Genomic DNA, 23,654 nt, shown 5'->3' with positions numbered 1-23,654 from the left:
CAAGTCTAGTGACCTGTCGCGTGGTCATCGTCGCGGTCAGTTCAACGCGCGGGTGCTCGCGGGGATCACGCCATTCGCGTACAGGGATGCGGCGACATCCTGCACCGCGGTCAGCCCCACGCGCTGGATCATGGGCCCGTAGGAGATGCGGGCGACGCCGAGCGCCTCGTACTCAGCGGCCGTGAGGGCTCCGGGCAGGCCGATCACGCTGATCTTGCGCTCGCCGATCCCGTCGACGAGCCGACGGGTGGTGTCGGCGTCGAGGACGCCGGGGATGAAGACGCAGGTCGCTCCGGCATCGAGGAACGCACGGCCCCGTTCGATGGCATCCGCGATACTCTCGTGGAGCGGCCGGTCTCCGGCCCGGACGAAGGCATCCGTGCGGGCGTTGAGCGCGAAGGCGATGCCCTCGGACTCCGCGGCGCGCACGATCGACTCGACGACCGCGACGGACTCGGCCAGCGGCTTGAGCCGGTCCTCAACGTTGGCGCCGACGATCCCTGCGGCGAGCGCGAGCCGCGTCGTCTCGCCCGCGTCGTCGTAGCCGTCGTCGAGGTCTGCGGTGACGGGCAGGTCGGTGGACGCTGCGATCCGCCCAACCATGTCGATCATGAGGTCGCGGGGGATCTGGCCGTCGTCGTAGCCGAAGGTCGCGGCGATGGAGTGGCCGGCGGTCGCGATCGCCGTGGTCTCGGCCAGGTCGGCGACGGCTTTCGTGGAGATCACGTCCCAGGTGTTGACGACCCGGAGGATTTCGGGGGCTTCGTAGAGGGATCGGAGGGCGAGGGCCTTGTCTGCGGTGCTCATGCTCCGACGCTACCCGGCGCGCTCAGATCCGGGACGGGGGTTGACGGGGCTGCACGTTTAGTGTGGTGGCATGCCTCAGCGTCGATCCCATGTCGCCCCGTCCGCCGCGCAGAGCGCTCTTGCCACGGCTCTGGCCGAGCTTCGCGAGCGTCTGGACGTCGCGGAGGACTTCTCGGATGAGGTCCTGACCGAGGCTTCCGCGTCTTCGGCGCCGATTCCGGAGCTCGATCTGCGCGAGGTGCCGTTCGTGACGCTGGACCCGGTGGGGTCGAAGGATCTGGATCAGGCGTTCCATCTGCAGCGCGCCGGCACGGGTTTCATGGTGCGCTACGCGATCGCGGATGTTCCGGGGTTCGTCGTTCCGGGAGGCGCGGTGGATGCTGCGGCTCGCCGGCGCGGACAGACACTGTATGCCGCGGACGGGTCGATCCCGCTGCATCCGCGCATCCTCAGCGAGGACCGCGCCTCACTGCTCCCGGATGTCGATCGCCCGGCTCTCGTCTGGACTTTCGATCTGGATGCCGCCGGCGCCGTGACGGCGTTCCGGTTGGAGCGCGCACTGGTGCGATCGCGCGCCCAGCTCGACTACGTCTCGGTCCAGGGTTCTCTGGATCGTGGCGAGTCCGGGCCCTGGGATCTGCTGCCGGTGATCGGTGCGCTGCGCACCGCGCTCGAGGAGCAGCGCGGCGGTGCCAGCCTGAACATGCCGGATGAGGAGGTCGTCCAGAACGAGGACGGCACCTACTCGATCGAGCGGCGCAGCCCCCTTGCCGTCGAGGAGTGGAATGCGCACCTGTCGCTCATGACGGGCATGGCCGCGGCCGAGCTCATGATCGGGGCGAAGGTCGGCGTGCTGCGCACCATGCCGCGCCCTGACGATCGCGCCTTCGCGACGTTCCGCCGGCAGACCGAAGCGCTCGGGCGCCCGTGGACGGACGGCTCCTACGGCGAATACCTCCGCAGTCTGGACCGTGATGACCCGCTGACGCTGCCCGTCCTCGAAGCCGCGGCGTCGCTGTTCCGGGGCGCGGGCTATGCGACCTTCGATGGCGACGTGCCCGATGAGACGATCCAGGCGGCGATCGGCGCCCCCTACGCGCATGCCACCGCTCCCCTGCGCCGGCTCGTCGACCGGTGGGTGCTGGCGATCTGCCTCGCCGTCTCCACGGATGCCGAGATCCCGGCCTGGGCCCGCGAGTCGCTCGATGATCTGCCCGCCCTCATGCAGGAGTCCGGGCAGCGCGCATCGCGTCTGAACGCCGACACGGTCAACCGGGTCGAGGCGGCTCTGCTCACCCCTCTGGTCGGGCAGCGCATCAGTGCGAGTGTGATCGAGTTGCGCAATGGCGGCGAGCGCGCTCAGATCCAGATCGCCGACCCCGCAGTCACCGCGACCGCGCCCGTTGCGGCGGGCACGCAACCGGGCGACACGGTGTCACTCACCGTGGTGCGCGCAGACATCGCCCGCGGCGAGGTCGAGTTCTCCCTGTGACCGATCGGCACGGCGGGCGATTGACCGGCCGTGCCTGTTGCGCCCGGCGGAGGTTGTTGCACCCAGCGGACTTTCTTCCCGAGGACATCCGCCATGTGCAACAGCATCCGCTGTGCGCAACGCCGCATCAGGCGGTGACCACCTGCGCGGTCCCCAGCGGAGCATCCGGACCCATTTCGGCGGCGATGCGGTTGGCCTCTTCGATGAGCGTCTGAACGATGTCGGCCTCGGGCACGGTCTTGATGACCTCGCCCTTGACGAAGATCTGTCCCTTGCCGTTGCCGGAGGCCACACCCAGGTCGGCGTCGCGCGCCTCACCGGGACCGTTGACGACGCATCCCATGACGGCCACGCGCAGCGGCACGGTCATGTCCTTGAGGCCCTCGGTGACCGAGTCGGCCAGCGTGTAGACGTCGACCTGGGCACGACCGCACGACGGGCAGGAGACGATCTCGAGCTTGCGCTCGCGCAGGTTCAGCGACTGCAGGATCTGGTGGCCGACCTTGACCTCTTCCGCGGGCGGCGCCGACAGGGACACGCGGATCGTGTCGCCGATGCCCTCCGACAGCAGGATGCCGAAGGCCGTGGCCGACTTGATCGTTCCCTGGAAAGCGGGGCCGGCCTCGGTGACGCCGAGGTGCAGAGGCCAGTCGCCCCGCTCGGCGAGCATCCGATAGGCCTTGACCATGACGATCGGGTCGTTGTGCTTGACCGAGATCTTGAAGTCGTGGAAGTCGTGCTCCTCGAACAGCGAGGCTTCCCACACGGCGCTCTCCACGAGCGCTTCCGCCGTGGCCTTGCCATATTTCGCGAGCAGGCGCTTGTCGAGCGAACCGGCGTTCACGCCGATGCGCAGCGAGACGCCGGCCGCCTTCGCTGCCTCGGCGATCTTTCCGACGTTGCCGTCGAACTCGCGGATGTTGCCCGGGTTCACGCGCACCGCGCCGCAGCCGGCATCGATCGCCGTGTAGATGTAGCGCGGCTGGAAGTGGATGTCGGCGATCACCGGGATCTGGCTCTTCATCGCGATGATCTTCAGCGCGTCGGCGTCGTCCTGGTGCGGCACGGCGACGCGCACGATCTCGCAGCCGGATGCCGTGAGCTCGGCGATCTGCTGGAGTGTGCCGTTGATGTCGGTCGTCTTCGTGGTCGTCATCGACTGCACGCTGACGGGGGCGTCACCGCCGACCAGCACCTTCCCGACCGAGATCTGGCGGGACTTGCGGCGGGGGCTCAGAACTTCGGGGACGCTCGGCATCCCAAGATTCACTGCGGGCACGCGCTCAGCCTACGCGGATGTCACACGGCGACGCTGGACATCGCCGGTGTGATAGTTTCGGCCCATGCTCGCGAACCTCACCTGGTGGCCCGCCTCCTAGGCGGTGTGTTCGCGTTCCCACGAATCCAGACCGCCCCCGGGGCGGTCTTTTCGTTGAGCCGCGCCGGAGCCCCGCACAGGAGACCTCGATGACTGTAAACCTGCTCGCCGAACTGGCGCGCGACTCCGAAGCATCCTTCGTGCTGATCGCACGCGACGGCGCCGAGACCATCGAGCTGCTCACCGGCGATGTCACCGACGTCGACCTGCTCGCCGATATCCCGCTCACCGTCGACGGCACGCCGCGCGAAGTATTCGCCATGGTCCCCTACCGTCAGGTGCGCGAGCGCGGCTTCGAGGCCCAAGATGACGGCACCCCGTTGCGCTGCCTGCTCGTCGATCAGCACCACAACCTGCCGTTGGATGACGCGCTCGCCGCCCTCCCGTCCGAGACCGTGCCGCTGCACGACGCCGGATTCGACATCACCGACGAGGACTACGCCGAGATCGTCACCCGCGTGATCCGCGACGAGATCGGCCGCGGCGAGGGCGCGAACTTCGTCATCCGCCGTGACTACACGGCCCGGGTCACGGCCGATGAGCGCACGACCGCCCTCGGCTGGTTCCGCGCGCTCCTCGAGCACGAGCGCGGCGCCTACTGGACGTTCGCCGTCATCACCCCCGGCCACATCGCGGTGGGCGCGAGTCCGGAAGCGCACGTCGTCGCACGCGACGGCATCGTCACCATGAACCCCATCTCCGGCACCTTCCGCCACCCGGCGGGAGGCGCCACGAAGGAGACCCTCGTCGAGTTCCTCTCCTCCACGAAGGAGACCGAGGAGCTGTTCATGGTCGTCGACGAGGAGCTGAAGATGATGAGCGCCGTCTGCTCCGACGGCGGACGCATCACCGGCCCGCATCTGAAGCAGATGTCGCGCCTGACCCACACCGAGTACATGCTCCGCGGGCGCAGCCGGCTGGACCCGCGCGACATCCTGCGCGAGACGATGTTCGCCCCAACCGTGACCGGCTCCCCCATGCAGAACGCCTGCGCCGTGATCCGCCGCCACGAGAGCGAGCCGCGCGGCTACTACTCGGGAGTGGCCGCGCTCTTCACCCCGAACGCCGACGGCGGGCACGACCTCGACGCCCCGATCCTCATCCGCACCGTCTACCTCGAGAAGGGACGCCTTCGCGTCCCTGTGGGGGCGACCCTGGTGCGCCACTCCGACCCGCACGGAGAGGTCAGCGAGACCCACGGCAAGGCCGCGGGAGTGCTCGGCGCGATCGGCGCGATTCCCCGCGACACGGCGACGGTCGCGCCCTCCGACCCGGATGCCCCCGACTCCCCCGCCATAAACCTGGCGCAGGACCGCGAAGTCTCCGAGCTGCTCTCATCCCGCAACGACCGCCTCGCCGAGTTCTGGCTGAACCCGCAGGATGACGGCGCCGACGGCGCCTTCGCCGGTCGCAGCGCCCTCGTGGTCGACGCCGAGGACCGTTTCACCACGATGCTCGCGCACCAGCTGCACCACCTGGGCCTCGATGCCCGCATCGTGCCGTGGAGCGATGTCACGGATGCCGAGATCGACGCCGCGGAGCTCGTCGTCGCCGGTCCCGGTCCCGGTGACCCGCGCGATGCGGGCACGCCCCGCATCGCGCGCATGCGGGAGGTCGTCGCCCGCCGCCGCGCCACCGGCGCTCCGCTGCTGGCCGTGTGCCTGAGCCACCAGATCCTCGCCGATTCTCTCGGAATCGGACTCGTGCCTCTGGATGCTCCGCATCAGGGTCTGCAGAAGGTCGTGCCCGTCTTCGACGAGGACGCCTCGATCGGCTTCTACAACACGTTCACCGCGCGCGTTCCCGCAGGTTCCATCGCGATCGGTGAGGCACAGGTATCAGCGGATCCCGTCACGGGCGACGTGTACGCCCTGCGCGGGCCCGGCTTCGCCAGCGTCCAGGGCCACCTCGAGTCGATCCTCTCGCGCGACGGCATCCGCACGCTCGAACGCCTCATCGGCGCCGCACTGGCCTGACCCGCCTTCCCCGATCGCGCGGTTCGCTCAGCCGAACAGCGCGATCGGGTTGACGACGTCGGCGATCATCAGCAGCGCACCCATCGCGATCATCGCCACGGCGACGATGACCGTGACCGGAACCAGGCGCGTCGCATCCACCGGTTTCGGAGCCGGACGGCGCCACAGCTTCGCCCACCCGCGACGCAGACCGTCCCACAGGGCGACCACAACGTGGCCTCCGTCGAGCGGGAGCAGCGGGATGAGGTTGAACACGAACAGGGCGATGTTGAGGGATCCGAGCAGGCTCAGCAGCACGACGAAGCGGTCGAGGATGGGAGCGTCCGTCGCCGCGACCTCCCCGGCGATGCGGCCGACGCCCACGACGCTGAGCGGTCCGTCCGCATCGCGCTCGGTGTCGCTGACGAGCGATGCTCCGACGTTCCACAGCTTGACCGGCAGTTGCACGACGATGCCCGCGACACGGACGGCGTTCTCGCCGACCATCTGCACGCCCGTGCCGATGGGCTGCCGGATGAGCCCCATCTGCGAGGCCATGCCGACATAGCCGACGGTGGCGATGATCTCGTCGCCCTGATCGTCCCGGAGCGCCTGCCCCGAAGCATCCGTCAACGTGCGCTCCACCGCGATCGGCGTGATCTCCAACAGCGTCTCGCGACCGTCGCGCAGAACGATCATGTCGAGCGTCTCACCGGGCGCCGCCTGCACGATCGCTGTCGTCTCCGCGAAATCGGAGACCGGTACGCCGTCGAGTGAGACGACCACGTCACCCGGACGAACATCCGCTTCGGCAGCCGGAGTCGCCGGGTCACCGGGCGCACAGGCATCCTGTTGCGTTCCGGCCGGAAGCACGCACTCGTTGACGGAGGCGATCGTCGTGGTGCCCTGCTGGAGGCCGATCCCCGAGGCGAGGACCGTGAAGATCAGCGCGGCGAGGACCAGGTTCATGAAGGGCCCGCCGAGCATGATGATGATGCGCTTGAAGATTGGCAGACGGTAGAAGACGCGTTCCTCATCGCCGGCGAGGATCGTCTCGTCATTCGCGGAGCGGGCGTCCTGGACGAGTGTGCGGAAGACGCCCCGGGCGGGCTTGCCATCGGATGCCGGGTACATGCCCGACATCGAGATGAAGCCGCCCAGCGGCAGCGCCTTGACCCCGTACTCGGTCTCACCGATCTTCTTCGACCAGATGCGCGGCCCGAAGCCGATCATGTACTGGCCGACCCGCACACCGAACAGCTTCGCGGGCACCAGGTGTCCGATCTCGTGAAGACCGATCGAGAGGGCGAGTCCCACCAGCATGAACAGGATGCCGGCGAGATAGAGCAACGTTTCCACCCGACCACGGTACTGCGCCGGGCTGTGGAGTTGCCCGCGTAGGCTGGTGGGGTGACTACCCGGCAAGTGCGACTCGTGCGCGGTGCCGCGGCATCCACCGGAGCGACGGTCATCGCCGCCGTATCGCACACGTTCGGCGGCGGGGCGGCGCCGCATCCCCTGCTGGTCGTAGCCCTGAGCGTCTTCCTGATCCCGATGTGCGCTGTTCTCGTCGGCCGGCGGCTCCGGCTGCGCAACCTCGCGCTGACGGTGCTCCTCTCACAGGCGCTGTTCCATATGCTTTTCGTCGCATTGAACGCCACAGCGGGTTCGGGAACCGACGGTGGCCACCAGCACGCCCTCGTTCTCGGTCCGGTCGATGATCTGGCCACCGCCGAGACCGGCATGCTGGGTGCGCACCTGCTCGCCGCGGCCGTCACGACTGCTTTGCTCTGGCGCGGCGAGCGGCTGCTGCGCCTCATCGCCGGCTGGGTGCGCGCCGTGCTTCGCCACCGCGCACTTGCACCATTCGGCGACTTCCCCGCGTCAGCGCGCCCGATCCCGGCGCCCTCCTGCCCGGCGCACTCCCGCCACCACCAGAACATCAGCAGACGAGGGCCTCCAGCCGTGCTCCCGCGCGGCTGAACATTCGCCCGCACAGCATCCTTCTTTTTCTCGCGTGCCCGCTCACGGGAGCGATCGCGCATGCAGATGCACTCTGCTGATCCTTGGGAGAGACCCTTGTCCTCGAAGAACCGCAACACCCCTGTCCACGCGCGCCGTTCAACCATCGGCGCCATCATCGCCGCCGGGCTCGTGCTCGCCGCCCCTGCCGCAGCGCACGCTCATGTCGGGGTTTCCCCCGACGCCGTCGAGCCGGGAGGAAGCGCCGTGCTGATCTTCTCCTTCTCGCACGGATGCGACGATTCCCCCACGACCGCGCTGCGCTTCACCCTCCCCGAAGGCCTCGCCTCCGTCGCGCCGACGGTCGATGCCCTCTGGGACATCGATGTCGAACGTGCCGAGAACGGGCTCGTCTCGGCTGTGACCTATTCCGCGACCGACCCCGTTCCGAACGGCCTGCGCGGCACCGCCACGATGTCGGTGCGTTTGGCCGATGATGCGCCGGAGATGCTCGCCTTCCCCGTCGAGCAGATCTGCGCAGACGGATCGCACATCTGGGACGAGGTCGCCGACCCCGGAACCGACCCGCACGACCTCGAGTCCCCCGCGCCCACGATCACCGTGTCATCCTCCGAACAGGATGACGCCGACGCCGATGCCGGCGTTTCCGAGGCGGGTGCTCCAGCCGCTGCCGCGGCGATCGCGCTCGGTCTCGGCGGCGTCGGCCTCATCGCCGGGATCGCTGCGCTGATCGTCTCCGTGCGCACCGCACGCGGCGCCCGAGCGTAGAGCACAGCATCCGGGGCACGTCGACCGTCGCGCCGACGTGCCTCGAGTGCCCGCGCGTGAGATTATTGACCTGCCATGTCGACCACACAGCCCAGCCTCCCTCCCGTACTCCGTCCCGATGCTCCGCCACAGCGGGCTCTGACGGATCTCGTCGCCCATCTCGCCGCCGAAACCCGCGGTGACATCGACGGCGTCACCGTCACCGGAATCACCCTCGCCACCGCGGACCTCCGCGCCGGCGAAGCGTTCGTCGCGATCCGCGGCGTGAACAAGCACGGTGCAGAGTTCGCCCGGACCGCCGCAGATAAGGGCGCCGTCGCGATCATCACCGATGCCGCCGGCGCCGACATCGCCGCCGATGCGCATCTCCCGATCGTCATCGTCGACGATCCCCGTGGCATCCTCGGCGCACTGAGCGCCTGGGTCTACGGAACCGGCGCCGATGACGAGCTACCCCTGCTGTTCGCGACCACCGGCACCAACGGCAAGACCAGCGTCTCCCACCTCCTCGAGGGCATCCTCCGCCAGATCGGCGTCACCACGGGCCTGTCCTCCACCGCCGAACGGCACATCGCCGACGAGGTGATCATATCCCGGCTCACGACGCCCGAGGCCTCCGAGATGCACGCCCTGCTCGCCCTCATGCGCGAACGTTCGGTCGAGGCCGTCGCCGTCGAGGTCAGCGCCCAGGCGCTCTCCCGCAACCGTGTGGACGGCATCGTGTTCGACGTCGCGGGCTTCACCAACCTCAGCCACGACCACCTCGACGACTACGCCGACATGCAGGAGTACCTCGAGGCGAAGCTCGCGCTGTTCCGTCCCGACCGCTCCCGCCGCGCCGTGGTCTCCCTCGATTCCCTTCCCTCCTCTGCGGTCATCGCTGCGGCCGAGGTGCCCGTCGTCACCGTCGGCACCCCGGCGATCGCCGCCGACCCCGTGCAGGCCGCGGGCGCCGACTGGGTCGTCACGATCGACGACGAGCAGCAGCGCGGAACGCGTTTCACCATGACCGGGCCCGAGGGGCGTTCGCTGTCATCGATCGTCCCGGTGATCGGCGCGCACATGGCGGCCAACGCGGCCCTGGCGATCGTCATGCTCCTCGAGGGCGGCTACGACTGGGAGCGCATCTGCTCCGCCCTGGAGCGAGACGGTCGCATCGATGCTTACGCGCCGGGCCGCACCGAGCTCGTCTCCGGAGAGCGCGGCCCCGCCGTATTCGTGGACTTCGGGCACACCCCCGACGCGTTCGTGAAGACGCTCGAGGCCGTGCGACGGGTGACGCCGGGCCGCGTTCTCATGATCTTCGGCGCGGACGGCGACCGTGACGCGACCAAGCGCCTCGATATGGGCCGCACCGCGGTCGAGGGCAGCGACATCCTCGTCATCACCGACCACCACCCGCGCTTCGAAGACCCGGATTCGATCCGCGCCACGCTGCTCGAGGGAGCGCGCACCGCACGTCCGGACGCCGAGATCCACGAATTCTCCCCGCCGGAGAAGGCCATCATCGCGGCGATCGCCCTCGTGGGCGAAGGGGATGCCGTGCTATGGGCGGGCCCCGGGCACCAGGACTACCGCGACATCCGCGGCGTTCGCACGCCGTACTCTGCCCGCGAGCTCGCCCGACGTGCGCTCAGCGCCGCCGGCTGGCCCGTCCCCGAGCCGAACTGGCCCGTCCCCTACGCGGACTGAGTACTTCTCAGGCGCGCGCGATGAGCTGATCGGCCGTCGCGCGCGCCCAGCTCTCGGCCTCCGCGAGTGTTTCGACCGTCAGCTCATCGGGTGACTCGTGCGCGTCGACGACGCGAGCGATCGTGTCGACGATTCCGAGGAACGGCAACCGTCCCTCGTGGAAGGCGTCGACCGCCTGCTCATTGGCGGCGTTGAACACGGCGGGGAAGGTGCGCCCCGCGCGTCCCACGCTCTTGGCGAGCGCCACCGCGGGGAATGCCTCGTCGTCGAGAGGTTCGAAATCCCAGCGGGATGCCGTGGTCCAATCCAACGGTGCTCCGACGCCGCCGATCCGCTCCGGCCAGTCCAGTCCCAACGAGATCGGCAGGCGCATGTCGGGAGGGGACGCCTGGGCGATCGTCGACCCATCGATGAACTCGACCATCGAGTGCACGATCGACTGCGGATGCACGACGACCTGGATGTCGTCGTAGTCGACGTCGAACAGCAGATGGGCTTCGATCACCTCGAGGCCCTTGTTGACGAGTGTCGCGGAGTTCGTCGTCACGACGCGCCCCATGTCCCAGGTGGGGTGTGCCAGTGCCTGGGCAGGAGTGATGTCGGCCATCTCCGCCCGGGTGCGCCCCCGGAAAGGACCGCCGGATGCCGTGACCACGAGCCGCCGGATCTCGGAATGCGTGCCCGCCCTCAGTGCCTGGGCGATCGCGGAGTGCTCCGAGTCGACGGGCACGATCTGTCCCTGAGCTGCCGCGGCGGTGACGAGAGCCCCGCCGACGATGAGCGATTCCTTGTTCGCCAGGGCGAGGGTGCGGCCGGCCTGCAGCGCGGCGAGCGTGGACCCCAGCCCGATCGATCCGGTGATCGCATTCAGCACGACATCGGCTTCGACATCGCGCACGAGCTGCTCGGCCTGATCGGAGCCGAGAGCGGTGTGCTCCACACCGAACTGCTCGGCCTGCGCGGACAGGAGCCCGGCGTTGCTGCCCGCGGCGAGTCCGACGAGCTCGAAGCGGCGGGGGTTCGCCCGTACGACGTCGAGAGCCTGAGTGCCGATGGAGCCGGTCGAGCCGAGGACGATGATGCGACGCATGCCGACAGCCTACGCCGCGGCACGCGCCGTTTCAGCGCGGCGAGCGGGTCAGAGCGCCGCCGGGTGCATCGTGGCGAGGATGTCGATCACGAAGACCAGGGTCTGTCCCGCGAGCTCGTGCTCGCTGCTGCCCTCTTCGCCGTAGCCGAGTGCCGGCGGGATGACGACGAGCACCTGCGAACCGACCTTCTGGCCCTCGAGCGCCTCGACGAAGCCCTCCACGTAGGTGTTGCCGTCGATGCTGATCGGGCCGCTCTTGCCCCAGGAGGAGTCGAAGACCTCTCCGCTCTCCCAGCCGGTGCCGTGGTACTGCAGGAGCGTCGTGTCGCCGGCGGCGACGGTCGCACCATCGCCCTCCTTCAGCACCTCGATCTTCAGATCGGCCGGAGCATCGGCATCCGGGATCTCGATGCTCGGGGTGCCGTCTTCGTCGAGCGTGACGACCGGCATGCCGTCGACCGCGTCCTTCTCGGCACCGGACGCGGCGGCCGGCACGATGTCGAGCACGTCGAGGATGTAGAACTGGGCCGCGGCATCTTCCGTGGTCGGGAAGACGATGGACAGACGAGAGCCCACCGTCGCGCAGCCGATCAGCTGACCGAGGGGCGTCTCCGCCGTGAGGCTGGCGGGGAGCAGCTCGGCCTCGGCGTAACCGGCATCGCCGAGACGCTCGCCCGATGCGCCATCGAACGCGCTCAGGGCGTAGCTGACGTAGTCGCCCTCGGAGATCTTGTCGCCATCACCCTCGGTGAGGATCGAGCGCTGGGCTTCTTCGACCTGCTGGTCGAGCTCGAACTCCGCGGTGGAGGCCTCGCCGAATGCGCCCTCCACGCTGACGCTCTCCGCGGCGGCGCCGGAGTCGATCGTGACGGAGCAGAGATCGGTCGCCGTCGCCTCACCGGCGTCTTCGGTCGTCGAGCCGTCGGTTCCGGCGCAGCCGGCCAGGAGCAGCGACGTTGCGGCGATGGTGGACAGGGCGATGAGCGAGCGGTTGCGCACAGTGAAACCTCGAAATCGTTGCGGGGACCCGTCCATACTGTCCTATTCCCCCTTTGCCCGCGCTGAGAGTCGCCGTCTCCGACACCCGTGTCGCGCATTCCGGCTTCGGCATAGAACCGGGAGTAGCCTGATCTGATGACTTCTGCGCCGTCGTCCTCCCCGGAATCCGACACCGAGACGACGTCGGCCGAACCAGAGGAAGCCTCGGCCGCGCCGCGGCATGCCGGCGCGACCTACCGCATCGGCCGCTCGCTCGCCCGGATGCTCTACCGCCCGCGAGTTGAAGGCCGGGAGAAGGTGCCGACCGACGGCCCGGTGATCTTCGCCAGCAACCACCTGTCGTTCATCGACTCGATCGCGATTCCGGTGGCGGCTCCGCGCCCGGTGCACTTCCTCGCGAAGTCGACCTACTTCGAGGGCACCGGGTTCCGCGGCGCGATGATGCGCCGCTTCTTCCAGTCCATCGGTGCGATCCCCGTGCGCCGCGGAGCCGGTCAGGCTGCATTGAACGCCCTCGACCAGCAGCGCATGCTGTTGGACGAGGGTCTTTCCGTCGCGCTGTACCCTGAGGGAACGCGCTCCTCCGACGGACGCCTGTACAAGGGCCGCACAGGGGTGGCCTTCCTCGCTCTCCAAAGCGGAGCGCCAGTCGTCCCGGTCGGTCTCATCGACACCGACAAGGTCATGCCACGCGGGGCGAAGATGCCATCCATGCGCCCGCGCATCACGGTGCGCTTCGGCGATCCGATCGACGTGAGCGTGCACGGACCCGCGTCCAGCGGCAAGGCGCGACGACTCGCGACCGATGAGATCATGTCGGCGATCCATGCCCTCAGCGGGCAGGAGCTCGCCGGCGTCTACAACGAGCCGCCCGCACAGGGCGCACTCGAGAAGATCAAGCAGGCGCTGCCGCACGAGCGCCGCTGAGCGCCCGCGGCCTCATTCCCCGAGCGCCGTGATCACGGCTCGGTGGTGGACGGGGAAGTTGACCGAGTTCGCGATGAAGCACATCCGGTGAGCGTCGTCGTGGGCACGGCGCGCGGCATCCAGCATCCCGGCTTCGGCGACCACGACTCTCGGATTCAGCGTGACCTCGCGGAATGCTCCCCCGCTGCGGCCGTCTTCGACCATCACGCCGTGCGCATCGTCACTGTAGGAGACGACCACGACACCGGCCACCACGCACGCATGCAGGTACGACAGGAGGTGGCACTCCGACAGGGCTGCGATCAGCAGGTCTTCCGGGTTCCAGCGCGACGGGTCTCCACGGAAGGGCTTATCAGCCGAGGCTGCGAGTGCCGGTTTGCCGGCCACCTCGATCGTGACGTCACGCGCATAGGCGCGGTATCCGCTCGTCCCGGTGCCGAGGTTGCCCGTCCAGGTCGTCGTCAACGCGTACTCGTGCTCTCCCAGTCGCATGTCGCCAGTCTGACATGCGTCCTCGTCATCCGGTGCGCCGGTCAGCGCCGCTAGGCTGGTCGGATGCTGGAGACTCTCACCGTCGCGGATGCTGTCGAACTCGCCGTCGTCGAAAGAAGCGGATTCGTCGAATCCCGTCATGCCGGAGCCGCGATCGTGCTCTCGCCCGAGGGCGACGTCGTCCTCCGTGCGGGGAACACCGATGCCCTGATCCTCCCGCGCTCGAGCCTCAAGCCTCTGCAGGCCGTCGCATGCATCACCGCCGGAGCGGACCTCACCGGCGCGGAACTCGCCCTGGCCACCGCGAGCCATGTCGGCACCGAGCGCCACGCGGACGTCGTGCGCGATGTCCTGACCGCCGGCGGTCTCACCGAAGACGATCTCGCCTGCCCGCCCGCATGGCCCAGCGACATGGCGAGCCGCGATGAGCTCGTTCGCGAGCACGGTGAGAAGGCGCGGATCCGCATGAACTGCTCCGGCAAGCACGCGGCGATGCTCCGTGCCTGCGTCGCCACGGGCTGGCCGACCGAGGGTTACCTCGATGCGGCGCACCCCCTGCAGCTGCACATCCGTGAGGTCGTCGAGCGTCTGACCGGCGAGAAGATCGCCCACACCTCGATCGACGGCTGCGGCGCGCCGGTGCACGCCATGCCCCTCGCCGGCCTCGCCCGAGGCATCCATCGAATCGGCTCCGCCTCGGAGCGCTCGCCCTTCGCCCTTCACCGTGTGGCCGGGACACTCGTGCGCATGGTCAAGGAGAACCCGTGGACCATCGAAGGGCCCGGCAAGCCCGACACCGTGGCGATCGAGACGCTCGACGTCTTCGCCAAGGGCGGAGCCGAGGGAATCATGGTCATGGTCGCCCCCAATGGTGCCACCGTGGCTCTGAAGATGCTCGACGGCTCGGCACGCGCTTCGACGATCGTCGCGGCGACCCTGCTGGCCCGGGTCGGCGCGCTGAGCGAAGACGACGTGAACCGCCTGGCTGCGGCGCTTCCCCTGTCGGTGCTCGGCGGTGGAGAAGAGGTCGGAACGATCCGCCCTGGCGCCGGCATCTGAGGTCCGTGGACAAGGGCCGCGGCTCCCCGGTCCCCCGCAGATAGCACTCACGATTCGTCGGCACCCGCGAGGATGACGCGCCGTGGCGCGGCGCCATCGCGGAACGACCATGCACGGCCCCGGTGCGTCTGCACGAATGGCGGCAGCTCCCGGTACCCGGCGAGCGAGCGCAACTCCGACGTGCACTCCGCCATGAGCAGCATCTCCCCCTCGCCGCGAACGCGCTGCCACAGAGTCCAGTTGCGCTGCCAGCTCTCGGCGTCGCCGACGAGGATGCCCGGTGTCCCCCGCTCCGCCGACTCCGCCGACTCCGCCGGGTCGCCGACCACACCCACGTGCGTGTGCGGATACGTTCGGCGAAGGTCCTCGACCACGCGGCGCGATGACGGCGCGACGACTCCGATGAGTGACCCCGACGGCTCCCATGCTTCCGTCGGCGGCGCACCGGCCTCGGGCGCATGCCCCGGCTCCGTCCACACGATCTGCACCTCGCGCTCGTCCATTCGTGCGCGTCCGGGGAGCCGGTCTCGCAGGTAGCCGTCGCTGTCACCGCCCGCCGCCAGGTGCTCCATCCGGGTCCCCGTTCGCAACAGCATCCGATTCGGAAGCGCATCGACGACCCGTGATACCGCCCCGGCGAGCCGCGATGCGGTGATCACGATGCACCCTCGGTGCGCCCCCGCCGAGCGCACCAGGGTCTCGAAGCGCTCGAGGAAGAGTGCGGCGTAGTCGTGCGGGAACCCGGCGGCGATGCGATCGAGATCATCGCACAGCAGCAGCCGGGGCATGACGGTGCGACGCTCGACGAGGGCCTCGACCGTGTCCCATGCCGCTTCCGGGTCGGCCGGGACGAACAGCGCATCGGAGCACTGCGCGGCGAGGACACGGATGAGCGCGGTCCGGCCCGAACCACTGCCGCCGATGACCGCCAGCCCGCGATCCTCGCCCAGACGCAGCGTCAGCGGCGTCTGACGTTGCTCGTCCGGTTCATCGGAGAGCCCGAGGACGAGCGTGTCCGCATCTCGTGGGGCGACGCGAGGGTCCGCGAGGGCAAGCGAAGCCGGCAACGGCGCCAGCCAGGGGCTGACGGCACGTCCCGCGTCCGCCCACAGACCGGCGATGGCACGGATATCGCCCGCTCCTGTCAAGGCGATGCGCACGGCCGCCGGTGCAGCATCCTGCGGACGGCGCAGGAACGCCAGGCCGCGCGATGCCGCACCGCCGGGCAGCTCCGCTGCGTCATCCGTCCCGATCACCAGCCGACTGTCCGAAGCATCGGTGACCCGCAGACTCAATCGCAGCGGGCAGTTCGCTGCGAGAGCATCGCGGATCACTCCGGACGCCCGCTGCGTTCCCAGCACGAGATGCATGCCGAGGGCTCGCCCCCGAGCGGCGATGTCGGTGAACACCGCGGCGAGATCCGGATGTTCCTGGATGAGCGCGGCGAACTCGTCGACGACGATAACCAGCCGCGGCATACGCCCCTCGGCCTCGCCGATGTTGCGCGCGCCCATGCCCGCCAGGATCCGTTCCCGGCGACGCAGCTCGGCCGTCAGGCTCCGCACGCCCCGACGCGCTCCCTGCTCGTCGAGGTCGGTGATCACCGCGGCGACGTGAGGAAGGTCGCGGAGCGGATCGAACGCCGTTCCGCCCTTGAAATCGGCAAGGACGAACGTCACCTCGTCGGGACCGTGCTCGCGCGCCATCGATGCGATCCACGACACCAGCAGTTCGCTCTTGCCGGATCCGGTCATCCCCGTGACGATCGCATGCGGTCCGTCCTCGACCAGGTCGATCTCCGCATCCCCGGCCTCCGTGCGCCCGATCGGAGCCCGCAGCCCGAACGTCGAGTCGCCGGCCGACGCCGCGAGTTCCCCGAGCATCACCATGTCGGGGAGCATCGCCGCTTCACCCTCGCGCTCGATCGACGTATCGGCGACGACGCGGGCCTGCTCCTCCGAGAGGCACTCCACGGCGATGTGCACCACATCGTTGCCGCGCCGCAAGCGGGCCTTGCCCGGTTCCCCGATGTCGAGGACGGTCGTGATCCCCTCCGGGACGTCCGCATCGGCCGCGCGCACGTGCAGATGGGATGACGCCTCGACATCCTGCTCCGGCGAGAGGGAGACGCCCAGGCGCCAGGCGCCCCGTCTGACCCGACCCGCATGCGGAAAACCGGCCACGCCCAGCTCCTGCGCCTCCGCCCCGACGATCGCCAGTTGCGCGGGCGCGTGCGCCAAGCACAGTTGCACGAGCAGCGCCCGCGCAGCGGCACGCGCCACCGGTTGCGGGCCCCGAATGCACAGCCCCCGACCGAGTGCGGCCGTTATCGGAGCCCCGGAAAGCTGCGATGCCCTCTTCTGAAAAGAACGGGCGAGTTCGCCGTTGTCGCCCGTGACCCGCAACCGACTCGGCACGATCCCCGCGCCCAAGACGATCAGCGTCGACTCGTCGACCGGTTGCAGATCCCGCAGAGGGGGATCCTGGATCTGCCCTGCCGCGTCTGGATGCGCCCGTTGCAGCGCGCGCTTCTCACGATCATGGCGACGCCTCAGCTCCTGATCGGCACGCGCCCAGCCGTGTTTCTGCTCCTCATCGGCGATCCGACGGTCACGACGACGCAGCCGCATGCCGTCAAGCAGCGAGGCGCCGATCATGAGCGGGCCGAGCGCCGCGAAGCAGAGGGAGAAGATCGAGCCCGTGATCAGCCAGAGCACGACTCCCGCGGCGATCGGCACCACGGCCGCGAGCACCGGTATCGGCTGCCGTCGAGGTTCAGCGGGCGCGGTCGGAAGCGTCAGCGTTTCTGAGTCCATGGCACCATTGCATGCCACAACGAACCCCTTCAGCCCGCTATCCACAGGCCGGGCGGCTTACTCGGTCGTGTGCTCCGATGTGGAGGAGAACTCGTCCTCTTCCCCGACACGAGCGGGGCGCTCGACCTGCAACACGATGATGGTCACATTGTCGCGACCACCGTTCTCCAGAGCAGCGGCGAGCATCGCATCGACAGCCTGCGCCGGGTCGGCATACTCGCGCAGGAAATGCTGAATGCCGTAGTCCGTGAGCTCCTTCGTGAGGCCATCGGAGCAGATCACGAACCTGTCTCCGTCGAGGACCTCGATGCCCAGGTAGTCGGGCGGGGTGAGCTCGCTGGCGCCGACCGCACGGGTGATGACGTTGCTGTAGGGGTGCCCTTCGGCTTCCTCCGGGCTGAGGCGGCCGGCGCTGATCAGCTCCTGCACCACGGAATGGTCGGTCGTGACCTGCACGAGTCGGCCGTCACGGAGAAGATAGACGCGCGAATCGCCGATGTTCAACGAGATCCAGCGCGCATCATCACCGGAGGCATCGAGGAAGACGCCTGTGAGAGTCGTACCGGTGCCTTCATCGGTGGTCTCCGGGTGCGCCGCGATATCGGCCACCGTCTGCTCCAAAGCATTCTCGATGGCGGTCGTCGTGGTCGGACCGGTCTCGACCATCCGCTGCAGATGCGCGACGGTGCTCTGGCTGGCGATCTCGCCGCCGGCGTGGCCGCCCATCCCATCGGCGACGATGAAGAGTGGAAACATCGCGAGGAACGCATCCTGGTTGTTCTCGCGACGACGACCCGTATCCGTCGCTCCTGCCCAGGTGAGCACGATGTCATCGCCGGGGGCGACGCCGACGCTGTGCGTGTGCGTGGTCGTCTCAGACAAAGGGGCCTCCGGAATGGCTGCGGATGATCGGGATGACCGCAGGGTACTCAGACATCGTAATGGAACCGTACGGCGCACGCGCGAGCGCACCGACTCCCCAACGCTATCGGAGTATCGACGGATGCAACGACGAAGGGCCCTCGATCGAAGCCGAGGGCCCTTCTGTCATGCGATTACGCAGGCGGCTGGGTCGGGTCCGCAGGCGGAGCCGGAGGAGCCGGAGGCGTCGTCGGCGTCGTCGGCGCGGCCGGCGCCGGTGCCGGCGGGACGGGCGGCGTCGCCGGGCTCTGCGGCATCACCGGTGCGGCCGGAGGCTGGTAGCCCGGAGCCGGCTGCTGCGGGTATCCCGGCTGCTGGCCGTAGGGCTGCTGCGGGTAGCCAGGAGCCGGCTGCTGCGGGTGACCGGGCTGCTGCCCGTACGGCTGCTGCGGGTAGCCCTGCGGCTGACCGTAGGGCTGCTGGGGAGCGGCGCCATAAGCACCCGGGGCAGCGGCCGCGGAAGGCTGACGGGGGACGCCTTCCCAGTCGGTGCTGTCACCGAAGAAGGAGTTTCCGGCCCAGGGAGCAGGCTGGATCTGCGGATTCCAGCGCGACTTGTCGAATGCAGCGATACCAAGCCACACGATCGACAGGAAGATGTAGAGCGCCACCCAGGCGCCATCCTTCTGGAGCTTCTGGCCCACGCGGTAAGCAGCCAGGACCATCACGACGGTCGCGGCGAGCGAGAACAGGCCCGCGAAGATGTTCAGCACCGGGATCCAGCTCAGGACGATCGCACCACCCGCGGCGTAGAGGATCAGCCACGGGCTCAGGTCGCCGAGCTTGAGGAACACCATCGAGTTGTACACGGGCACCCAGGCCCGCCACTTGCCCGTGACACCGGCCTTCTCGAAGATCTTCATCAGGAACAGCGAAGACAGGACGTAGCCGGCGATGGCCAGGATAAAGCCGACGACCACCAGCCCGAAGAGCGCGGCGACCGCGGCACCGCTGTCGTAGTAGTAAGGATCCATTAGCCCCTCCATGGAGTCAGCGACACCATTCGCATCGCGTGAAACACCCTAGCGTGCGCGGGAAATCGATGCATCCCTCGTAGGCCGGGCGCGTTGGGATTCACTCCCCGACGACGAGCTCCGCAGTTCGAGCATCCACCTCGCGAAGAACGATCGAGCGCATCGCCGACCATTCCACGAGCTCCCCGAAGGACGATAGATCGGGCGCATCCTGTGCGAGCGCACGGACGAGCTGCCCCTTGGACTTCTTGTTGAAGTGGTTGAGCGCCTTGCCCTGATCGGTCACGACACGCACGTACATCGCACTCACGCCATCGGGGATCGGCCCGAGCGCCACATAGGCCTCACTGCGCAGGTCGAGCACGAACGACGGCTTCTCCTGAGCGATCGCTTCCGAGGTCGGAACCGCCCAGTGGCGCCGCAACGGCGGCATCCCCGGCACCGAGGTTCCGGCAGCAAGACGGTACGCCGGAATGGCGTCCAGGGCCGATATCGGCCCGAACGGCGCTGCGTGAATCCAGACGTTCTCACCGAGCCAGGCGCGGGAGGACTCCCCCAGCGAGACGGCATCCAGCGCGTCGTAGAGCACACCCGTGTATCGGTCGACCGCCGGCATCGTCGGCGACGTGAGCAGAGTCGCGTTATCGACGATCCCGCTCAGCTGACGGGCGCTGAGCTTCAGCACGCGCTGCGCGGCATCGGCGTCTGCCGACAAGCCAATCAGCGCTTGAACGGCCAGCGACCGTTGCTCCCCCAATGCGGGAAGCGCCAGATCGGCTATCGCCAGAGGCGCACCCGCACCCCCGGGCTTCTTGGTCTCCGAAGGAGGCAGCAGAACTCTCATATCTCCACACAGACAAGAACGCGCCCGCCTCGGGCACACCCACCGGAACCGGTGCGATGTACGAGGCGGACGCGTCCGAAATGAATCGTGATCAGGCGACGAGCGCGGCGTGGCCAGCCACGATCATCAGCTGGTCCCCCTCCATGGAGAGGAACCCGTCCTGAGCATTGGCGAGGATCTTCGCGCCGTCGGCCTGGGTGATGCGCACCTGGCCCTCGGCGAGGATGGCCAGCACCGGCTCGTGGCCGGCCATGATGCCGATCTCACCCTCGACGGTCTTGGCGACGACGAGCGATGCCTCTCCCGTCCAGACCTCCGCGTCCGCGGAGACGAGGCTGACGTTGAGCGCCATGATCAGGCGTTCTCCTTCTGGATCTTCGCCCATGCCTCTTCGACGTCGGAGATGCCACCGACGTTGAAGAACGCCTGCTCGGCCACGTGGTCGAACTCGCCCTTGGCGATTGCATCGAACGACTCGATGGTCTCCTTGAGGGGAACCGTCGATCCCTCGACACCCGTGAACTTCTTCGCCATGTAGGTGTTCTGCGAGAGGAACTGCTGGATGCGGCGTGCACGCGACACGACGATCTTGTCCTCTTCGGAGAGCTCGTCGACACCGAGGATCGCGATGATCTCCTGCAGCTCCTTGTTCTTCTGAAGGATCTGCTTGACCGTGGTCGCAACGCGGTAGTGGTCCTCGCCCAAGTAGCGGGGGTCCATGATGCGCGACGTCGAGGTCAGCGGGTCGATGGCCGGGTACAGACCCTTCGACGCGATCTCGCGAGAGAGCTCGGTCGTCGCATCGAGGTGCGCGAAGGTCGTGGCCGGGGCCGGGTCGGTGTAGTCGTCAGCGGGGACGTAGATCGCCTGCAGCGAGGTGATCGAGTGGCCGCGGGTCGAGGTGATGCGCTCCTGGAGGAGACCCATCTCGTCGGCGAGGTTCGGCTGGTAGCCCACGGCCGAGGGCATGCGGCCCAGCAGCGTGGAGACCTCGGAGCCGGCCTGCGTGAAGCGGAAGATGTTGTCGATGAAGAGCAGCACGTCCTGCTTCTGCACGTCGCGGAAGTACTCCGCCATCGTCAGAGCCGAAAGCGCGACGCGAAGACGGGTCCCCGGCGGCTCGTCCATCTGGCCGAAGACGAGGGCGGTCTTGTCGAAGACGCCCGCCTCTTCCATCTCAGCGATGAGGTCGTTGCCCTCACGGGTGCGCTCACCGACGCCGGCGAACACGGACACACCACCGTGATCCTGCGCGACACGCTGGATCATCTCCTGGATGAGGACGGTCTTACCGACACCGGCGCCACCGAACAGACCGATCTTTCCACCCTGGACGTAGGGGGTCAGAAGGTCGATCGACTTGATGCCGGTCTCGAACATGGTGGTCTTGGACTCGAGCTGGTCGAAGCTCGGCGCCTGACGGTGGATCGGCCACCGCTCGGTGATCTCGATCTGCTCGCCGGGCTCGGCGTTGAGGACCTCGCCGATCACGTTGAAGACCTTGCCCTTGGTGATGTCACCGACGGGAACCGAGATCGGCAGGCCCGTGTCACGGACCTCCTGGCCTCGGACGATACCGTCCGTGGGCTTCAGTGCGATCGCGCGGATCAAGTCGTCGCCGAGGTGCTGCGCGACCTCGAGCGTGATCTCCGTCGACTCTTCACCGATGGTGATCGTGGTCTTCAGAGCGTTGTAGATGTCCGGGATCGAGTCGTGAGGGAACTCGATGTCGACGACCGGGCCCGTGACGCGTGCGACGCGCCCGACGACCGCGGTCCCAGCCTCAGCTGTGGCGGTGGGGGTCATATCTTCGTCTCTTTCTTAATGGTCTATTTGCTCGACGAGAGCGCGTCGGCACCGCCGACGATCTCAGCGATCTGCTGCGTGATCTCCGCCTGACGCGCGTTGTTGCGCAGACGGGTGTAATCGGTGATGAGCTTGTCGGCGTTGTCGCTCGCGGACTTCATCGCCTTCTGCGTCGCGGCCTGCTTGGCGGCCGACGACTGCAGCAGGGCGTTGAAGACCCGGCTCTGGACATACACCGGCAGGATCGCGTCGAGCACCGTCTCGGCATCCGGTTCGAACTCGTAGAGCGGGTACACCGGCGCCGAAGAGGAATCGGCGCCGTCGTGGTCCACGATCTCCAGCGGAAGCAGGCGCACGGTCTCCGGCGTCTGCGTCATCATGCTGACGAAACGGTTGTAGACGAGGTGGAGCTCGTCGACTCCCCCGTTCTCGCCCCCGCGCTGGAAGGCTTCCAGCAGCGCGGCCGAGATCTCCTCGGCCGTCGAGAACTGCGGGGTGTCGGTGTCACCGGTCCACTCCGCAGCAGCCGCGATGTTGCGGAACTGGAAGTAGCCCACGGCCTTACGGCCGACGAGGTAGTAGACCGGCTCGGAGCCCTGCGAGCGGATGAGCTCGCCGAGCTCCATCGCCTCTCGGAGAACCTGCGAGTTGAACGCACCAGCCAGACCGCGGTCGGAGGAGAAGACCACCACCGCGGAGCGGCGGATCGTCTCGGGCTCGCGGGTGAGCGGGTGATCGACGTTCGAGTGCGTCGCGACGGCGGAGACGGCCTGCGTCACGGCCCGTGCGAAGGGCGACGACGCGCGAACGCGCGCCATCGCCTTCTGGATGCGCGAAGCCGCGATGAGTTCCATCGCCTTCGTGATCTTCTTGGTCGTCTGAGCAGAAGAGATCTTCTGCTTGTAGACCCTGAGTTGAGCGCCCATGTTTTCAGTACCTCACGCGATTACGCGCGACGACCCTTGACGATCTTCTCCTGGTTCACGTCGTCCGCGTCGGCAGCTGCGTGCTCCTCGGATCCGAGCGCGCCGAGGGCAGCGCCCGAGCCGCTCTGGAATTCGAGGATGAACGCATCGACCTGCTTCTCGAGCTCGGCGACCGTGTCGTCGGTGAGAAGGTTCGTCTCGCGCAGCGTGTCGAGGATCTGCGTGTTGCGACGCAGGTGATCGAGCAGCTCGCGCTCGAAGCGCAGGACGTCAGAGACCTCGATCGAGTCGAGCTTTCCGTTCGTGCCGGCCCAGATCGAGACGACCTGGTCCTCGACGGGGTACGGCGAGTACTGCGGCTGCTTCAGCAGCTCGGTCAGACGTGCACCGCGGTCGAGCTGACGACGCGAAGCCGCATCGAGGTCGCTCGCGAACATCGCGAAGGCTTCGAGCGAGCGGTACTGAGCGAGCTCGAGCTTCAACGTTCCCGAGACCTTCTTGATGGACTTCACCTGAGCGTCGCCACCGACTCGCGAGACCGAGATTCCCACGTCGACCGCGGGACGCTGGTTGGCGTTGAACAGGTCGGACTGGAGGAAGATCTGGCCGTCGGTGATCGAGATCACGTTGGTCGGGATGTACGCCGAGACGTCGTTCGCCTTGGTCTCGATGATCGGGAGACCCGTCATCGAACCTGCGCCGAGCTCGTCGGACAGCTTCGCGCA

General features: G+C 68.2%; 20 protein-coding genes and 1 pseudogene. 7 read left to right on the top strand and 14 right to left on the bottom strand.

Annotated features, from left to right (window positions below; translation table 11 throughout):
• Positions 1-36: 36 nt before the first annotated feature.
• Positions 37-807: an isocitrate lyase/phosphoenolpyruvate mutase family protein gene (locus Q0Z66_RS05570; RefSeq protein ID WP_298038732.1), complete on the bottom strand. Its 771-nt coding sequence runs from the start codon at positions 805-807 to the stop codon at positions 37-39.
• 70 nt (positions 808-877) lie between these two features.
• Here Q0Z66_RS05570 and Q0Z66_RS05565 point away from each other — a divergent pair, with 70 nt between their 5' ends.
• Positions 878-2,299 carry an RNB domain-containing ribonuclease gene (locus Q0Z66_RS05565; RefSeq protein ID WP_298038730.1) on the top strand — a complete coding sequence of 474 codons (1,422 nt, stop codon included), beginning with the start codon at positions 878-880 and terminating at the stop codon, positions 2,297-2,299.
• A gap of 127 nt (positions 2,300-2,426) precedes the next feature.
• Here the strand turns inward: Q0Z66_RS05565 and ispG are convergent, their stop codons facing one another.
• Positions 2,427-3,578 (bottom strand): flavodoxin-dependent (E)-4-hydroxy-3-methylbut-2-enyl-diphosphate synthase, encoded by a 1,152-nt coding sequence (gene ispG / locus Q0Z66_RS05560; protein ID WP_298038728.1) that lies wholly within the window; start codon positions 3,576-3,578, stop codon positions 2,427-2,429.
• Positions 3,579-3,766: 188 nt separating this feature from the next.
• Between ispG and Q0Z66_RS05555 the strand changes: the two genes are divergently transcribed.
• Positions 3,767-5,653, top strand: a complete 1,887-nt coding sequence (locus tag Q0Z66_RS05555; RefSeq protein WP_298038725.1) for a chorismate-binding protein — start codon at positions 3,767-3,769, stop codon at positions 5,651-5,653.
• Positions 5,654-5,680: 27 nt separating this feature from the next.
• Here the strand turns inward: Q0Z66_RS05555 and Q0Z66_RS05550 are convergent, their stop codons facing one another.
• The gene (locus Q0Z66_RS05550) at positions 5,681-6,991 is read right to left on the bottom strand and encodes an RIP metalloprotease (RefSeq protein WP_298038724.1); all 1,311 of its coding nucleotides are present in this window, start codon (positions 6,989-6,991) and stop codon (positions 5,681-5,683) included.
• 51 nt (positions 6,992-7,042) lie between these two features.
• Here Q0Z66_RS05550 and Q0Z66_RS05545 point away from each other — a divergent pair, with 51 nt between their 5' ends.
• The 3 genes from Q0Z66_RS05545 to Q0Z66_RS05535 all read left to right on the top strand — a co-directional run bounded on the left by Q0Z66_RS05545 (position 7,043) and on the right by Q0Z66_RS05535 (position 10,075).
• Positions 7,043-7,615 (top strand): hypothetical protein, encoded by a 573-nt coding sequence (locus Q0Z66_RS05545; protein ID WP_298038722.1) that lies wholly within the window; start codon positions 7,043-7,045, stop codon positions 7,613-7,615.
• Between the two features lie 96 nt (positions 7,616-7,711).
• Positions 7,712-8,383 (top strand): YcnI family protein, encoded by a 672-nt coding sequence (locus Q0Z66_RS05540; protein ID WP_298038720.1) that lies wholly within the window; start codon positions 7,712-7,714, stop codon positions 8,381-8,383.
• 75 nt (positions 8,384-8,458) lie between these two features.
• Positions 8,459-10,075 (top strand): UDP-N-acetylmuramoyl-L-alanyl-D-glutamate--2,6-diaminopimelate ligase, encoded by a 1,617-nt coding sequence (locus Q0Z66_RS05535; protein ID WP_298038716.1) that lies wholly within the window; start codon positions 8,459-8,461, stop codon positions 10,073-10,075.
• A gap of 7 nt (positions 10,076-10,082) precedes the next feature.
• Here the strand turns inward: Q0Z66_RS05535 and dxr are convergent, their stop codons facing one another.
• Both dxr and Q0Z66_RS05525 read right to left on the bottom strand, forming a co-directional pair.
• Positions 10,083-11,165 (bottom strand): 1-deoxy-D-xylulose-5-phosphate reductoisomerase, encoded by a 1,083-nt coding sequence (gene dxr / locus Q0Z66_RS05530; protein ID WP_298038712.1) that lies wholly within the window; start codon positions 11,163-11,165, stop codon positions 10,083-10,085.
• A 48-nt stretch (positions 11,166-11,213) separates the two neighbouring features.
• On the bottom strand, positions 11,214-12,164 hold the full coding sequence (locus Q0Z66_RS05525) for an FKBP-type peptidyl-prolyl cis-trans isomerase (protein WP_298038707.1): 951 nt from the start codon (positions 12,162-12,164) through the stop codon (positions 11,214-11,216).
• 135 nt (positions 12,165-12,299) lie between these two features.
• Here Q0Z66_RS05525 and Q0Z66_RS05520 point away from each other — a divergent pair, with 135 nt between their 5' ends.
• Positions 12,300-13,091, top strand: coding sequence for a 1-acyl-sn-glycerol-3-phosphate acyltransferase (locus Q0Z66_RS05520; protein ID WP_298038701.1), 792 nt, complete (start codon positions 12,300-12,302; stop codon positions 13,089-13,091).
• 12 nt (positions 13,092-13,103) lie between these two features.
• Here Q0Z66_RS05520 and Q0Z66_RS05515 read toward each other — a convergent pair whose 3' ends face one another.
• Entirely contained in the window at positions 13,104-13,583 is a 480-nt protein-coding gene (locus Q0Z66_RS05515; protein WP_298038697.1) for an OsmC family protein, read from the bottom strand.
• Between the two features lie 63 nt (positions 13,584-13,646).
• Here Q0Z66_RS05515 and Q0Z66_RS05510 point away from each other — a divergent pair, with 63 nt between their 5' ends.
• Positions 13,647-14,642: an asparaginase gene (locus tag Q0Z66_RS05510; protein ID WP_298038693.1), complete on the top strand. Its 996-nt coding sequence runs from the start codon at positions 13,647-13,649 to the stop codon at positions 14,640-14,642.
• A 47-nt stretch (positions 14,643-14,689) separates the two neighbouring features.
• Here the strand turns inward: Q0Z66_RS05510 and Q0Z66_RS05505 are convergent, their stop codons facing one another.
• The 8 genes and pseudogenes from Q0Z66_RS05505 to Q0Z66_RS05470 form a co-directional block, all read right to left on the bottom strand.
• Positions 14,690-17,458 (bottom strand): FtsK/SpoIIIE domain-containing protein, encoded by a 2,769-nt coding sequence (locus Q0Z66_RS05505; protein ID WP_298038689.1) that lies wholly within the window; start codon positions 17,456-17,458, stop codon positions 14,690-14,692.
• A gap of 57 nt (positions 17,459-17,515) precedes the next feature.
• The gene (locus Q0Z66_RS05500) at positions 17,516-18,340 is read right to left on the bottom strand and encodes a protein phosphatase 2C domain-containing protein (RefSeq protein ID WP_298038686.1); all 825 of its coding nucleotides are present in this window, start codon (positions 18,338-18,340) and stop codon (positions 17,516-17,518) included.
• 173 nt (positions 18,341-18,513) lie between these two features.
• Entirely contained in the window at positions 18,514-19,353 is an 840-nt protein-coding gene (locus Q0Z66_RS05495; RefSeq protein ID WP_298038683.1) for a DUF5684 domain-containing protein, read from the bottom strand.
• Between the two features lie 100 nt (positions 19,354-19,453).
• Complete coding sequence (yaaA, locus tag Q0Z66_RS05490; RefSeq protein WP_298038680.1) at positions 19,454-20,197, bottom strand: peroxide stress protein YaaA; 744 nt, start codon at positions 20,195-20,197, stop codon at positions 19,454-19,456.
• 91 nt (positions 20,198-20,288) lie between these two features.
• The gene (locus Q0Z66_RS05485; protein WP_298038676.1) at positions 20,289-20,549 is read right to left on the bottom strand and encodes a F0F1 ATP synthase subunit epsilon; all 261 of its coding nucleotides are present in this window, start codon (positions 20,547-20,549) and stop codon (positions 20,289-20,291) included.
• A gap of 2 nt (positions 20,550-20,551) precedes the next feature.
• Entirely contained in the window at positions 20,552-22,003 is a 1,452-nt protein-coding gene (gene atpD / locus Q0Z66_RS05480) for a F0F1 ATP synthase subunit beta (RefSeq protein ID WP_298038673.1), read from the bottom strand.
• A gap of 23 nt (positions 22,004-22,026) precedes the next feature.
• Positions 22,027-22,929 carry a F0F1 ATP synthase subunit gamma gene (locus Q0Z66_RS05475; RefSeq protein WP_298038670.1) on the bottom strand — a complete coding sequence of 301 codons (903 nt, stop codon included), beginning with the start codon at positions 22,927-22,929 and terminating at the stop codon, positions 22,027-22,029.
• Between the two features lie 20 nt (positions 22,930-22,949).
• Positions 22,950-23,654 (bottom strand): annotated as a pseudogene (locus Q0Z66_RS05470) (F0F1 ATP synthase subunit alpha); the annotation flags it as partial.

Origin of the sequence: uncultured Microbacterium sp. (genome assembly GCF_947632095.1) — a bacterium.
Lineage (GTDB): Bacteria > Actinomycetota > Actinomycetes > Actinomycetales > Microbacteriaceae > Microbacterium.
Note: the sequence above shows the minus strand (reverse complement) of the source record. Positions and strands in the feature narration are given on the sequence as shown.